At 36.6% G+C, this 14,935-nt stretch carries 13 protein-coding genes; 1 reads left to right on the top strand and 12 read right to left on the bottom strand.

Annotation, left to right across the window (positions count from 1 at the left end):
• The 12 genes from K9V48_RS15565 to K9V48_RS15510 form a co-directional block, all read right to left on the bottom strand.
• Positions 1 to 516: a (2Fe-2S)-binding protein gene (locus K9V48_RS15565; RefSeq protein ID WP_224139950.1), complete on the bottom strand. Its 516-nt coding sequence runs from the start codon at positions 514 to 516 to the stop codon at positions 1 to 3.
• A complete protein-coding gene (gene pucD, locus K9V48_RS15560; RefSeq protein ID WP_224139949.1) occupies positions 517 to 2,805 on the bottom strand; it encodes a xanthine dehydrogenase subunit D in 2,289 nt (762 codons plus the stop codon). It abuts the gene before it with no gap.
• Complete coding sequence (locus K9V48_RS15555) at positions 2,802 to 3,701, bottom strand: FAD binding domain-containing protein (RefSeq protein ID WP_224139948.1); 900 nt, start codon at positions 3,699 to 3,701, stop codon at positions 2,802 to 2,804. The genes pucD and K9V48_RS15555 overlap by 4 nt, the downstream gene beginning before the upstream one ends.
• A 97-nt stretch (positions 3,702 to 3,798) precedes the next feature.
• Positions 3,799 to 4,431 carry a nucleotidyltransferase family protein gene (locus K9V48_RS15550; protein WP_224139947.1) on the bottom strand — a complete coding sequence of 211 codons (633 nt, stop codon included), beginning with the start codon at positions 4,429 to 4,431 and terminating at the stop codon, positions 3,799 to 3,801.
• Positions 4,428 to 5,441, bottom strand: a complete 1,014-nt coding sequence (locus K9V48_RS15545) for an XdhC family protein (protein WP_224139946.1) — start codon at positions 5,439 to 5,441, stop codon at positions 4,428 to 4,430. Before K9V48_RS15545 ends, K9V48_RS15550 begins: the two co-directional genes overlap by 4 nt.
• A gap of 66 nt (positions 5,442 to 5,507) precedes the next feature.
• Positions 5,508 to 6,839 (bottom strand): 5'-deoxyadenosine deaminase, encoded by a 1,332-nt coding sequence (locus tag K9V48_RS15540; RefSeq protein WP_224139945.1) that lies wholly within the window; start codon positions 6,837 to 6,839, stop codon positions 5,508 to 5,510.
• A 1,007-nt stretch (positions 6,840 to 7,846) separates the two neighbouring features.
• Positions 7,847 to 8,668, bottom strand: coding sequence for a Cof-type HAD-IIB family hydrolase (locus K9V48_RS15535; protein ID WP_224139944.1), 822 nt, complete (start codon positions 8,666 to 8,668; stop codon positions 7,847 to 7,849).
• A 111-nt stretch (positions 8,669 to 8,779) separates the two neighbouring features.
• A complete protein-coding gene (locus K9V48_RS15530) occupies positions 8,780 to 9,505 on the bottom strand; it encodes a YqcI/YcgG family protein (protein ID WP_224139943.1) in 726 nt (241 codons plus the stop codon).
• A gap of 124 nt (positions 9,506 to 9,629) precedes the next feature.
• A complete protein-coding gene (locus K9V48_RS15525) occupies positions 9,630 to 10,571 on the bottom strand; it encodes a VanW family protein (RefSeq protein WP_224139942.1) in 942 nt (313 codons plus the stop codon).
• A 411-nt stretch (positions 10,572 to 10,982) separates the two neighbouring features.
• Entirely contained in the window at positions 10,983 to 12,056 is a 1,074-nt protein-coding gene (locus tag K9V48_RS15520; protein ID WP_224139941.1) for a branched-chain amino acid aminotransferase, read from the bottom strand.
• A gap of 330 nt (positions 12,057 to 12,386) precedes the next feature.
• On the bottom strand, positions 12,387 to 12,599 hold the full coding sequence (locus tag K9V48_RS15515) for a heavy-metal-associated domain-containing protein (RefSeq protein WP_111614453.1): 213 nt from the start codon (positions 12,597 to 12,599) through the stop codon (positions 12,387 to 12,389).
• Positions 12,600 to 12,905: 306 nt separating this feature from the next.
• On the bottom strand, positions 12,906 to 14,084 hold the full coding sequence (locus tag K9V48_RS15510) for an LL-diaminopimelate aminotransferase (protein WP_224139940.1): 1,179 nt from the start codon (positions 14,082 to 14,084) through the stop codon (positions 12,906 to 12,908).
• A gap of 189 nt (positions 14,085 to 14,273) precedes the next feature.
• On the opposite strand from K9V48_RS15510, the gene K9V48_RS15505 reads away from it, so the two are divergent.
• A partial coding sequence (locus K9V48_RS15505; protein ID WP_224139939.1) for a DUF3900 domain-containing protein occupies positions 14,274 to 14,935 on the top strand: 662 nt, incomplete at its 3' end.

Here is a 14,935-nt window from a genome sequence, read left to right as displayed (position 1 = left end):
CTAAGGTTTTAACCCGTCTTTATACCGTTGAACCGCTCGAAGAATCCCATTGTAACCTGTGCATCTACATAGATTTCCAGTTAGATAGTCAAGCACTTCCTCTTCTGTCGGCTGTTTGTTTATATCCAGCAGAGATTTTAACGCAATGACCATACCCGGAGTACAATAACCACATTGTAAGGCTCCTTCCTCTAGAAACGCTTGTTGAATCGGGTGGAGACTTTCTTGCGCGACATGTTCAATCGTTTCAATAACCGTGCCATTTATCTGATAAGCCATAACTAAACATGCATTCACAAGGGTTCCGTTCATTAATACGGAACATGCACCACACCGACCGATTTCACATGAAATCTTTGTTCCTGTTAAGCCTAGTTCTTTGCGTAAAAGATCCACCAATCGATAAGTAGGAGGTACAGATAAACTTAGCAACTGCCCGTTTATCGTAACATTTAGTTTAATTTTATTTTCTGCATTTTCTTTACCTTGTTTATATTCCAGTTCCTCAAGAGTCATTTAACTACCTCCTGTCTGTCGATGGAAAGAAAATAGAGTTGTTTGCAAAGCATTCAATAGTTCTTCAGAAGAAACAGGAAGCTTCTTTACCCATATCCCACAAGCATTATGGATAGCAGCAGTAATTGCTGGTGCAACAGCAACCGTACCAATTTCACCAACACCTCTCGGACCAAACGAATCATTTTCAAACAAAGATTCATCAACATCAACATTTGTCGTAAGCGGAATATCTTTGATTGTTGGAATTAAGTATGAATCGAAATTCTCTGTATGATAACGAGCGTTTTCCATTAGCGAATCTTCGAAAATAGTAAAACCAAGACCCATAATGGCACCACCCTCTATTTGCCCTAAATACCCTAATGGGTTGACTACAGGACCTGCTGCAACAGCGTGATCAAGCTTTGTCACCTTAATTCGACCTGTTAATCGATCAATCTCAACCTCAGCCGCAACTGCTGCATATGTGTGTAAATAATGCCCACCTACAATTGCATCAGGCGTTGTCGGAAAATGAAATTGTGTCGAACAAACAGGAAGATCATGTTGCAAGTAATTTACCAGTTCTTTGTAAGAGATTACTAAATTGTTCTTTCCATCTTTTCCCCAAATTCCGTTTTTCCCAAGTATTAAATTCTCTGTTGGAACGCCCACAACAGTTGAAGCAGCAGCTAAAAGTTTGTTCCTCCAGGGTTCCTTTAACTTGTTAATCCCTTTCCAAATCATATTTGTTGAACGAGATGCAGTCGAGGAGCCCGACGCAGGAACTAGTTCGGTATCTCCAATAACGATTTTTATGTCTTCCTTAGCACAACCTAGCATATCTGTCATCATGATTTCGATAGAGGCAAGTAATCCTTGACCAAATTCTTCAAAACCAAAAGCTATCTCAATCTTCCCCTCTTTTGTCAACGAAAGACGCGCACCAGATGGATCAGGCCTTCCAAACCCAAGTCCACCACCGTGCATTGTGATCGCCGCACCTCTCCCCCTCAAACACCAATGATCTTGTTTTTTCAGAGGAGTTGTTAAAATTGGTGAGGACTTAATCATATTAAGAACTTTTTTCGCTCCATCATTAGCAACAATCCGTTGACCAAGCGGCCCCAAATCATCCGCATTTCTTATATTCAGCTCACGCAATGACATAGGGTCCATGTTCATCTTTACTGCCAGTCGATCAATCTGGGATTCGAGCGCAAAGGTTACTTGATTACCTCCAAAACCTCTATATTCGCCAGAAACGCCATTATTGGTAAACACTGAAATTCCTTCAATATCAACATGCGGTATCCTATAAGGACCTGTAGAATGCTCGACTGCAAAATCCAATACAGCTGGCCCTAGCGTGGCATACGCTCCTGTGTCAGCCGTAATTCTCACAAAATGTCCAATTAACTTACCGTTTTCATCTGCACCTGTAATCATTTTTACTTTCATCGGATGCCGTTTTAGTCCCGCTCTGACAGATTCACTTCGCTTATTATGAAACTTTACTGGTTTATTCGACTTTAAGGCTAACAATGCCGCATATGGTTGGATATTTAACTCATCCTTCCCACCGAATGAACCTCCGATTGGACTTGAAATGACGCGGATCTTATATTCTGGCATGTCCAATATCCTTGCTAGTTGCATTCGATCCTTAAAACCATGTTGTGTTGCAGCATAGACGGTCATTTTCCCATCCTTTTCAGGAACGACCACCCCCCCCTCCGTTTCCATGTATGCATGCATTTGTCTTGGCGTCTCGTATATTTCCTCCACAATATATGGACAATCTTCAATTTCACGCATGACATTTTCACTACTCATGTAGCCTGCACGGTGGAGAATATTACCTCCTGGATGCAATTTAACCGCAGAATGCCTCAATGCTTTTTCAGGATCATCAATTACTGTAAGCGCTTCATACTCAACCTCAATCAGCATAATCGCCTTTTCCGCGATTTCTTCACTTTCAGCCGCTACAGCTGCCACTGCATCTCCTACATACCGGACAACATCTTCACACAAAACCGGCTGATCTGGAAAAATCAATCCAAAACGATTCATGCCAGGCACGTCCTTATAAGTAACAACAGCGCTAACTCCTTCTATTTGTTCTGCTTTAACTGTTGAAATTGACCGGATGTTAGCATGCGGATAAGAACTCCGCAAAACTTTCCCATAAAGCATATCTGGAAAAGTATAATCTGTTAAATATTTCAAAGATCCTGTTACCTTTTCATATCCATCAGGGCGGACCTTCCATTTCCCTTGGAAATTTTCTCTTATCAATTTCATAGTTCTTCACCCTCCCTTCCCGCAAAGATTTCCATTAATTCAGCAATAAGTAAGTTTGCCGCAACCTGTCGCCGATACGATTCACTGATAAAAGGATCAGAGTATGAAACAAATTCATCGAGAATTTCTAGGTAAAGGGATTTTAATAACTCTTCATTGCAACGGTTAGTTTCTATTATTTTTTCAACTATGATTAGTCTGCTCGGATTGTTATTCCCCCCACCGACTGCAATCCGAATATACTCCAACTCATCTGTACTAATTTTCTTCCATTGTGCACTAATCGTCACTAAAGCTGGTGTAAAAGCTTCTCTTCTCCCTACCTTCCTAAAGAAGGACTGCTCTCCCTTCATTTTACATGGAATTTTTATTTTCATTATTAGAAAGTCAGTTTGTGGTGTTTCTTTTTGGAATTGAAGCCACTCCCACAATTTTACGTTTTTTGTCTTGTCTTGAATTCTAATAGTCAATTCAGCATCTAAAGACAAAAGAGCAGGTATCGAATCACCGACACCACTCGCAACATTCCCACCTAGAGTTGCTCGATTCCGCACTGCTGGTGCCGCAATTTTTCTACAGGCCTCAACTAGTAATGGAGCATTTTCAATAATCATCAGGTTATCAATACATTCAGCAATTGTCGTCAGTGTGCCAATTTCAAGAAACGCATGACCATCACATTCCACAAGCTCTACATCTTTTAATCCCCTAATAGATTCTAAGTTTATTAATTTTGGCGAAAGTGGTTGGCCTGCTTCCCAATTAAGTTGGATCAGAGTTCCTCCAGCTATAAAAACCCCTTCTGAGTTTTGTTTCATCATCATTGCATCTTGGATTTGATGTGGTTGTTCAACTAAAATATCAGATTTTGACATGGTAGGTACCTTATCGTTCACTGTTATCACCTAATTTCATTAAAAAATTGGTAAGCACCTTTTTATTATTTCAAAAGAATAGATATGAGGAGAGGGTATACATAAGGAGAACATTTAGCTATAAGCTCAAGAAATGATTTATATTTCCCAAATAGTAAGTTTTGGCATATTCATACTCTTCTACTGTATCAATATCAAAAAGATAATCCGGACTCATTTGGATGCTTGTTCCTGAAAAAGTACCCTTTCTTAACAAACTCCGAGCCCCTTGATCACCATTAATTATCATGAGTTCATCGAACGCTTTTTCGTTAAATAAAATCGGTGGCTTTAATACTTTACCATCAGAGGATGCTACATAAACATGATCATTCCTTGCTTCATTTATTACAAGGTTAATCATTTTAGATGTCACAAACGGCTGATCGGCTAGAAAAACAATTACTGACTTAGCACCCAATTGCTCTGCACGGCGTATACCTGTGCGAAGAGAATAAGATTGCCCTAAATGAGCCTGCAAACAAACGATATTTTCCCATTTATTTAAATAAGCACGAAGAACATCAGCAGAATTAAGCCAATCAGCACGGATATCATTTGTCACAACTAACAAATGATCAATATTTGATTGCATAATCTCTTTTAAAGCAATCGTGCCAAGAGGTTTTACAGCTAATGGTAAAGATAATTTACATTTACCCATGCGCCTACTTTTACCTGCAGCAAGATAGATTCCAATTATTTCCTTCATCTAACAAAAGCCACCCTCCTAGTTTTATTTTGAATAAGCTCAGCAATAATACTTACTGCGATCTCTTGTGGCCCTTCTGCTCCGATCGATAACCCAACAGGAAAATGAAACCATTCAGGAATACTAACACCTTTTAAAAGCTTTTCAGCCCGGGCTTTAGAGCCTAAAAGTCCCAAATAACTTATTTTCTTGGCAAGTAGCGATTGAATGAGTTGATTGTCTTTTTCATAATTATGAGTCATTATTATAGTGGAATCTGAAGGAGAGAAGGAAAAGGATTGAACAAATTCGTTAGGTGATGCAATATACGTTTTATAAGCATATGGAAAATGTTTTTCATTACAATAGGCTGGTCTCCAATCAGCCACAATCACTTGAAATCCTGTATGATGTGCTAGGTTTGCTAGAGGAATCGCATCCGCTCCAGCTCCATAAATTATAAGTCTTGGTCTTGCCACAATCGTTTGCTTAAACAAACTCACCTCTTGATCACTTTGTAATAGGAGTGTTTTTTCCTCTAATTGATGATTAGCAGGCAAATCACCTTTCCATTGACCAAAAAATCCACCTTCTTCAGTACAAAAAAGGTAACCTATTACTTTGTCTTTTGTCGAGATTTTCTTTATATGGGTTACATCAACACCTCTATTAACAAGATTCCTTACCTTTCTTAAGTCTTCTCGAAACATTGGTGTGATAGATTCAACCACTACCTTAATGATGCCATTACAACCTACCCCTTGCCCCCATGATAGATCATCTTCAGCCGAGAGATCGTATGTGACAATCATCGAAGTCAACTCATTTAAGAAATCATTTACTCGTGCAAATAAGTCTTGCTCTAGGCACCCTCCACTTAAAAGCCCTACTTGTTGACCATCCTTTTGAAACAGCATCGTTGAACCTTCTTTTTTATACGCGGAGCCTTGAACATCAATTATTGTAGCTAAAACACTTTTGCATGGAGAATCACAAACCGTATCGAGTATTTCATATATGTCCGTACGCATGTCGTTCCCCCTTTCACTTCCACTCAACTACGACTCTCCCCTAGTAAGATCTTACACGATCATTGATTAGCCTTTAGGCAATCTGTCCAATAAGCGTTTAATCGATTTATTCGATTCTTTTAATACGATTGACTTGTTAATCGTATTCATAATTCGATTTTCCATCACGAACTTGCCATCAATGATCGTAGTTTCAACATCACCTCTCGTTGCAGAATAGACGATCCTCGAAATAGGATCCACATCCATTGAGGGATATGTATGGAAATCATTTAAATCCAAAATAACAACATCCGCTTTTTTCCCTACCTCTAAACTACCAATCTCGTTTTCTAACCCCATTGCTGTTGCTCCGCCGATTGTCGCCATGCGGAAAACTTTCTGCGCGTCCATTGCTGTTGGGCCATGTGCTGGTTTTTGAATAAGAGCTGTTAATCTCATTTCATTAAACATATCCAAATTATTGTTACACGGAGCACCATCTGCGCCAAGACTTAGAAAGATTCCTTTATCAAGCAGGTCAGGTGTTTCTGCAATACCTGAGGCTAGCTTTAAATTGGATCCTGGACAATGACTTACCTTTACACCCTTTTCTCGAATAATCCGCTTTTCTTCGTCATCCAACCATACGCAATGCGCTAAAATAAGGCGCTGATTCGCTAACCCAATATGATCTAAATAAACAATATTTCTCATTCCTCGTTCGTTTTCAACAATTTCTATTTCCTTCAAATTTTCTGAAGCGTGAGTATGAACCATCACTTGATAGTGATTTGATAAATCCCTAACCTCTGATAGTAAATCTTCCGAGCACGAAATAACAAATCTTGGTGAAAAGGCATATTTGATTCGCCCATTATCGTAGTTATTCCATTTTTCTAACAGATCAACACTTTCTTGAATCGATTCATTCGTTTCTTCTAAAAGACTAAGAGGAACACCCTCCCCTTGGTCCATCATCACCTTACCTGCTAAAGCACGGATACCACTCTCAGCAATGGCTCGAAATGCATACTCTGTGTGACGAACTGTCTCCATATCAATAATTGCTGTTGTCCCACTTTGAATAAGTTCACCAATCCCTAACATCGCAGAATAATAGATTGATTCCTCGTCATGCACTGCCTCAAGAGGCCATATTTTTTTCGATAACCAATCTAAAAGTTCTAGATCGTCACCTTGACCTCGAAATAACGTTTGACAAAGGTGGATATGACTTTGAATTAATCCCGGAATAACGGTTTTACCTGTTGCATCAATGATTTTATCGGGATATATTCCTTCTATATTTTTAGAAATCTCGACAATACGATCAGCTTTGATCAGTAAGTCCCCATTAAAAATCTCGTTTTTTTCATTCATTGTTATTATTTCTGCATTTTTAATTAGGATTTGCATAACTCCCGCTCCCTCTAAACAACTCAACATCTCTTTGTTTAAATGTTAATTAGTATAACATTAAATGTTAGTTTAATTCATTTTATTACCAAAATCAGGATTTGTCATTGTGCATTATCAATAATTTCACTTATGGAAATTAGTTATTTTATACAAAAATAGGTAAATACGAAATATTAACACTACATTCCCTTACGTTCTTTTTGAAGTAAATTCTTATCACATATTGTTTGCTTTTTTTAGTTTATTATTTTCCAGCTTAAAAAATGACTAACTTAAAAGAAGAGTAAAATGCAGAATGAAAATTAACAGTCAATAAAAACAGCTGCTACTTTTAATTTAAATTAACAAAATATTTTAGAAGTAATTTGCAACTGAAAAGAAACGAAGGAGGGAATAATTGAAGGTGAAGTTAGAACTAATCCAATTCGGTGTAACAAATGTGGTTGTAATCTAGAGTTTGGAAACTTATTAATTTCAGATAATTATAAAAATGATTACTATTTAGGTAATACCAAACTAAATTATTACGATCAAATTTTAATTTAGGGGACGAATGTAGTTTTTTGAATTATATGTGCATTTAGCAAACAGGGAGATTTGCAGATTTATGAGGTATTTGCATTTGATGATGACTCACCAAAGAATACTAAGGCGTAATTCTGGAGATTATTATGAAGTAACTATAAAGGACTCTTTCATTTAAACTGGAGCGGATATAGAATATTAATTTAAAAAAGGAAAAATAGATAATAACAATCATATCTATGAGTATCACACGTTATCACAGCACTTATTGATTTTCATCGTGGAGACGATGCCCTCTTGATCGTACATATAGATCAGTGAAAATGGATAGTATACGTACTTGATTTGTTGAAGAGTAGGACTGCCGTTTTCTTTTAAATAAAAAGGAGAGTCTTCCTTTGGGATGGAATACTAAAAGCAATAATTGAATTTTTAAGAAGTCGATCTCTTAGTTCCCTTAAAAGATCGACTTCTTATTTTTAAACAGATACTACTTTATTTAACACAAACTCTTCCACAACTTTTGCTACACCATCATTCATATTTGTATCCGTAACAAAATCAGCAATTTCTTTAATATCATCAGGGGCATTTCCCATCGCAACCCCGAGACCAGCGAATTCAATCATGGCTAGATCATTATAGCTATCACCCATAGCAATGACCTCTTCCCGCTTAATTCCGCAGGCTTTAATTAACTGATTTAAGCTCGTACCTTTTGTCACACCTTTTTCTGTGAACTCCAAAAAGAATGGCTTTGAACGCATCACACTGAATTCTGCCTCTAATTCAGCTTGTAATTTCGTTTCGACCTCTTTTATTTTTTCAGGTACATCAACCATTAAAACTTTTACAACAGGCTCTGTTACTGCATTAACAAACGTTTCAGCAACACGAATTGGTAAGCCTGTAATAGTTGCTTCAATCGTTGTATATGGATTTTCTTCTTCTGTAATAATTTCATCTCCTACATACGTATGGATATAAACACCTTCACGGCGACTTAATTCATATAGATGATGAACAGCTTCAGGGGACAATGTGCTACTAAACATTTCTTCATATGTTTGGCAGTTCAATATTTTCCCACCATTAAAGGAAAGAATATAACTTCCATATTTGGCCAAGGAAAGTTCTTCAGCAATATGCTTCATTCCATATGTAGGACGGCCTGAGGCAAGAACAACCTTTACACCCAATTCCTGTGCTTCCATAAGCGCTTGTTTTGTGCGATCAGAGATTGAATGGTCATCGCGTAGTAAAGTATCATCTAAATCTAGTACTATCATTTTATAAGACATTAAGATCTTCCCTTTCTTGTTGAGTAATATCTTTTATCCTACTACAAACTGAAAGGAAAAGGGGGGGAAAAGCTAAAATTTCTCGTGCTAGATTTTTGAAATGCCCCATTCTTACTTTTGATGAAATGGACATTTCCCTTCGATCGGCTTTACATCATCTCCGATAAAATATTGCTTCCATTCTCTATGCTTAGGATCTCCATAGTGGCTAATATTCGGATGCTTTGGAAGCTGGTCCCATCTTTCAACACGCTCTCTTACTTTTTCCCTAGACATCATTCCACCTTTTGATGTCCCTTCTAGCCCCTCGAATATCCTTCTTGGCTGAAAACCAAGAACAGGACTGTTACCTAAATCTCGTGTTTTTCTTTGTTTATACGCTGGCGCATTCCCAAACACAAAAAATGGCTCGTTTGCAAATGAAAATGCCCATAAATGATGATCAGGATCTTGAGGAATTTTCTCAGGCCATGGTTGATGATCATTTTCATGGAGGTATTTTAAAATATTCCAAAAGTATTCTCGATAGTAGGTTATTGATTTCTCTTCTTTTTCCGGTTCTACAAATACAAATAATCCGTGACGTACAAGCTTTGGTGCTTCAAATAGCTTAATAAACGCCTCAATCGTCTTAGGTAAGGCTGACCAATCATCATGAGTAATGAACGAATATCTTAATTCACCTTTCTTTTCAGCCGACATTCCAAAATAACAAGGAAATGTTTGATTAGTCACGATCCGATGAAAGGTGTTGTATTCTTCAATTACCCAATTTGGAACTATAGATGGATTAATCATATCTTCTTTTTCTAATAAATATGTAGACGTATTTTTCATATTCATGAATCCTCCACATTTTATAAGAGAAACCTCTTATCCTATTTTCGATACGACGAGTAAGCATAATTGACAAAAATAGGTTGGCACGAGAACCCCCATAAAGGTTTTTACCAGCCCGTATTTATATTTTAGCTGCCGTTTGCTGTGAAGCTAAAACTTGAACTTCAAGAGTACCAGAGTTTCTGTCTACGATTGTTTTAATGATGACTGGATAGTCCTTGTTATTCATAAATTTAAAATCAGGGCCTCCCCATGAAACGGTTGCATCTTTTCCAGCAGGAACATAACCTACTGATCTAGAGTGTGAGTGCACTTCTAGGATTTCTAATCCAGCATTTGCTACAGCATTGTATAAAGTTGATGATGTTTGACAGATACCTCCACCAATCCCCATCACAAACTCCTTATTAACGATTTCTAACGCTTCTTGATACCCTCTCTCAACAGTTCGTTCTCCAACAACTAAATTAAAATAAAAACGATCCCCGGGTCCTAATACGATTTGATTAATTTCATTTGAAGATATAGCGATATTTTCTACTCGCCCCTTAACAGTAGGATTAAAATTTGTTTTGTAACTACCTATCACAACATCATCGATTCCTTTGATCGCCTCTTGTGAAACATTCGGTGCGCTCTCTTGGAGTGGTAATTCAAGTGTTTTCGCAAGCGGTCGGACATTCTTTAACTCACCAACTAACTTAGTTTCATCAAGTACAACTCGACTCTTCCCGCCTGTAATTTGACCATTATTTAACTTTACTGGAACCATTGGTTGGTCTAATTGGTTTGCTAAATCATCAGCAAGTTTGCTCAACTCTTGTGCATATTCCTCAGAATTCTTAGTCAGCATCGGTTTAAATGAACTGACGACATCTTTCGTAGTAGGATGAATGAGATCGATCGATACGTTAACCGCAGCTTTCTCAACTAGCTTGGAAGCGTGTGTTGTCAAACGTCCAACTGCTAAAGCTTCCTCATTTTGATTACCACTTGTCATACTTGAACTACAACCTGCAACCATAAATAATAATACAATTGGAGTAACATATTTTTTTACCATTTTCTCCCCACATTTCCCACTAAGATTTTCTTCTTCATCTGAAAATAAAGAACTACACTTCAGCGTCACTTTTAAACTCACTATCTAGATAGATTAAACTAAAAAAGTGTAAAACAATCGAAACTTACTAACCAATTAATATATATATTTCTTATTTTATAAAATATCCTAAGAAATGTAAAATATTCCCTTCGATTAGTATAAACTTTATTCGTTATATTAACTTATTCTATTACACTTCCAATTATAATAAACCAAGTTTACTGAAGAAAATCGCTTCATTTTTCAACTTACTTATAAGACGTTTGAAGATCAACTTTTGTTTCATTTTTTCTAGCATGATTTAAAATTAGTTTTCCCCATAAAAAAAGAAGACCACATCATATGGCCCCCTTTAAATAGCAAAAGAGATTATTCGTTCACATTAACAACCCAATTAAATATGTCTTCTAGAGCTCCTGTTTGAATTCCAGTTAATGTATCATATAACTTCATAGAGATGTCTCCTGTTTCTCCGTTATTAATGACCATTCGCTCTTCGTTATAGAATAATTCACCAATTGGAGAAATAACAGCAGCTGTCCCAGTACCAAACGCTTCCTCTAACTGTCCTTCTTTGTATGCTTTATATAAGTCTTCCATTGACAATCTTCGTTCTGATACAGGTACTCCCCAATGTTTTAACAGGTGAATAATTGAATTTCTTGTAACACCTTCAAGAATACTTCCGTTTAAAGCTGGTGTAACAACTTCACCATTAATCTTGAAGAAAACATTCATGCTACCAACTTCTTCAACATATTTCTTTTCTAATCCATCTAACCAAAGTACTTGAGAGTAACCTCTTTTTTCCGCTTCATCCTGCGCTTTTAAACTTGATGCATAGTTACCACCCGTTTTTGCTGTACCTGTTCCCCCAGCCACCGCACGAACATATTCATTTTCAACAAATATTTTAACTGGATGAATACCTTCCTTGTAATAAGAACCTACAGGTGAAAGAATAATCATGAAACGATAATGTTTAGATGGCGCAACCCCTAAGTAATATTCAGTAGGGATAATAAATGGGCGAATATATAATGATGTTCCTTCGGCTGTTGGGATCCATTCCTTATCGATTGAAACTAATTGTTTTAAAGCCTCGATTACTAATTCTTCATCAATTTGCGGTATACAAAGGCGATCATTTGATAAGTTCAATCTTTCTATATTCTTATTTGGTCTAAACAACAGAACTTTGTCATCTTTTGTTCGATATGCTTTTAAACCTTCAAATACAGTTTGCCCATAATGAAAGGCCATCGTCGAAGGACTTAAAGAAATTGGTCCATAAGGTACGATTCTGGGATCATACCATCCTTTTGTTGCGCTATAATCCATTACAAACATATGATCAGTAAAAACTCTACCGAATTCTAATTGATCTACATTGGGTTTTTCCTTTTTAGTCTCACTTAAAGTAATGTCAATTTTTGTTGTCATAGCTAACTCTCCCAATTCAAAATTCTTTAAAAGAAGCCATTATCGGTTTAACAGCTTTCGAAAGTTTTTATAATACTAAAAAAATTCTACAATCTTTATTAACCTATTTTATATCTTTTCAACTATGGATAACAACTGTTTTCCGACAAAAGATTCGAAATTATCTATAAAAATAATATAATCACCTAAAATTATTATTATATTTATATAACAATTAATAAAATTGATCTTTTTCACATCTTTTATATAGAGATTTATCGCAATCCATTCGTATTCATTTTGACAAGATTCTTAAACTTTGATGATTTGTAATTGGTAAAAGGTTCTCAATTATTCTTTAATATCTATATGAAATCCTCGTCTTTCTATTTCCTGTTTTATTTTAACCGTTTCGATCGCATCTTCATTGAATTCAACCTTTAGGTCCCCATCATTCACATCTATTAACGCCCGCTCAACCCCATTCATTTTTGCAAGTAACACTTCAATGTCCCGATAAGACATGTGATTTCCATCTGTTATTGTAAACGTAACAGTTTTCATCCTAGTCCACCTTCCAATCCTATCAAATCATGAAAATTCCTCGAATAACAATCCATATTTTATATTCCCCAATTAAAAGGAATCTAATAGACAATAATGGAAGAAAAAATGGATAAGTCACTTTTATAAAGCGAGACTTCCATCAGCGGGGGGTTCCTTATACCCACTGATGGATAGCGAAACTTATCGGGCTTTTACAGGCAGTTATCCCCCACCTTCGTCTCTTTGTGATCCACTCAAGCTTAGAGGTAGGGTATTACTGCCCGTTAATGCGGGATAAAATAGTTAAGAAACCTAAAAAATTGCTTACATTCTCTTTTTAATAATATTTGCCCGCTTAATTGCAGAAATAACTTCTTTAAGTATATTTGCGTCTTGTACTAACGCAATTCTGACATACCCTTCACCATTAGGGCCAAACGCATGACCTGGTGTTACAACTACGTTCGCCTCATTGATTAAAGCATATGTAAATTCAAGCGATGTCCACCCCTTTGGAATCTCAGCCCATATAAACATACCGGCATCAGGCTTCATAATATCCCAGCCAATCTCTTTCAATCCGCTTATTAATACATCTCTTCTCTCTTGATAAATAGCCCTACTATTCCTGCAAAATTCCTCCCCTTCTTCTAATGCTCGAATGGCGGCTTTTTGAATTGGTAAGAAAACTCCATAATCTAAATTACTTTTCAGCTGATTCATCGCCCCAACAATTTCCTTATTTCCTGCTAAGTAGCCAATACGACTGCCTGCCATATGATAGTTTTTAGAAAAAGAAGACATTTCAACACCGATATCCTTCGCACCATTTACCGATAAAAAACTAACTGGTTTATTCCCCTCAAAATAAAGCTCTGAATAAGCAAAGTCATGAAGGACTAAAATATTATGCTTTTTAGCAAATTGGACAACTTGAGCAAAATACTCTTTACTAGCTAATGCTGGAACAGGATTACCCGGAAAATTCAAGATCATCATCTTTGCCTTTTCAGCGATTTCATCTGGAATAAGCGAAAGATCTGGTAAAAATTGATTTTCCTTTTTTAATGGCATAAAATAAGACTTTGCACCAGCCATCGCAATTCCAGCTGCATATGCCGTATAACCAGGATCAGGCACTAGAATGATATCGCCTGGATTGGCAAAAGCCATCGGAAAATGGACAAGTCCATCTTGGGACCCCATTAGCAATAGCACCTCTTGATCATTCTCTAAGTCAACATGATAATTTCTTTTATAAAAAGATGAAACCGCATGATTAAAATGGTTCGTTCCTGTAAGTGAGTAACCATACTGATCGTCCTTCAATACTTCCTCAGCTAATGTTTTCGTGATAAAAGAAGGTGGTGCTAAATCTGGACTTCCAATGCTTAAATCAATAATTGGGTAACCTTCAGCAAGCTTTTTCTTTTTATATTGCGCTAGTTCACTAAAAATCGACGGCTGAAAAGCATCCATTCTATTTGACAATATTATCTTCATCTTAACTACCTCCACAATACATAACCACCATATAGTATATTCGAATAATTTTATTTTTCTGAAAACAAGTTTACCATATTTAGTGGTTAACCAGGTAGAACGAAATATTATTTCTAGTTAAATTGACGGATGATTATCGTTTCTTTATAATGAACGGATTGAACATTTGTAAAGTTAGGTGTTGAATATATGGAATTTCAAATAAACTTTTTATCTTTTTTCGTCATTCACGTCGAAGGAAAAGAAGAAGATTCTACTAAGCATTACAAACATTTTCAAACGTTAAATGAAGAAGAATATGAAAACAGTGAATTAAAAGATTTCCTTGATGGTGAATTAAAGAAAATTGTAAAACGGAAAGTTGAAAAACATCCAAAATCTGAACAAGTGCCAACAAAGCTTGGCCATTTTATCGTTGAACCAGGTCATGAATTAGATTCCAACCCAAACTATAATCAGTTCCATCGTGCTTTAATTGCACCTACAAAGGAAGAATTCATTGAAATGAGTGAACAATTCGTCCGTGCATACCTTGACACGAGCGCAGTACGTGGCGGTGCCTTCTTAGTGGCAGCAGCTGTCCCAAGAAAATACTTTGATCACAAATTTTTATTTATCATGAAATGTGACTTTGAACCTAAGGTTGCTTCAATAGCTGATGAATCAACACTCATTCGAAAAGTCGAGAATGCAATCACAACGAAAAATATGAAATCAATCCAGTACCCCTACATGCCTGAAGAAGGAATGGTGGAAACAGGCGAATTAAAAATCCACCAATCCTCACATGCTCGCTACTTTGAGGATTTCTTAAAGTTTGTCGAATACGGAGAATCGATGCCTGAGATATT

The sequence above is a fragment of the Metabacillus rhizolycopersici genome, assembly GCF_020075705.1.
The sequence above is the reverse complement of the archived record's forward strand: the minus strand, read 5'-3'. Positions and strand labels throughout refer to the sequence as shown.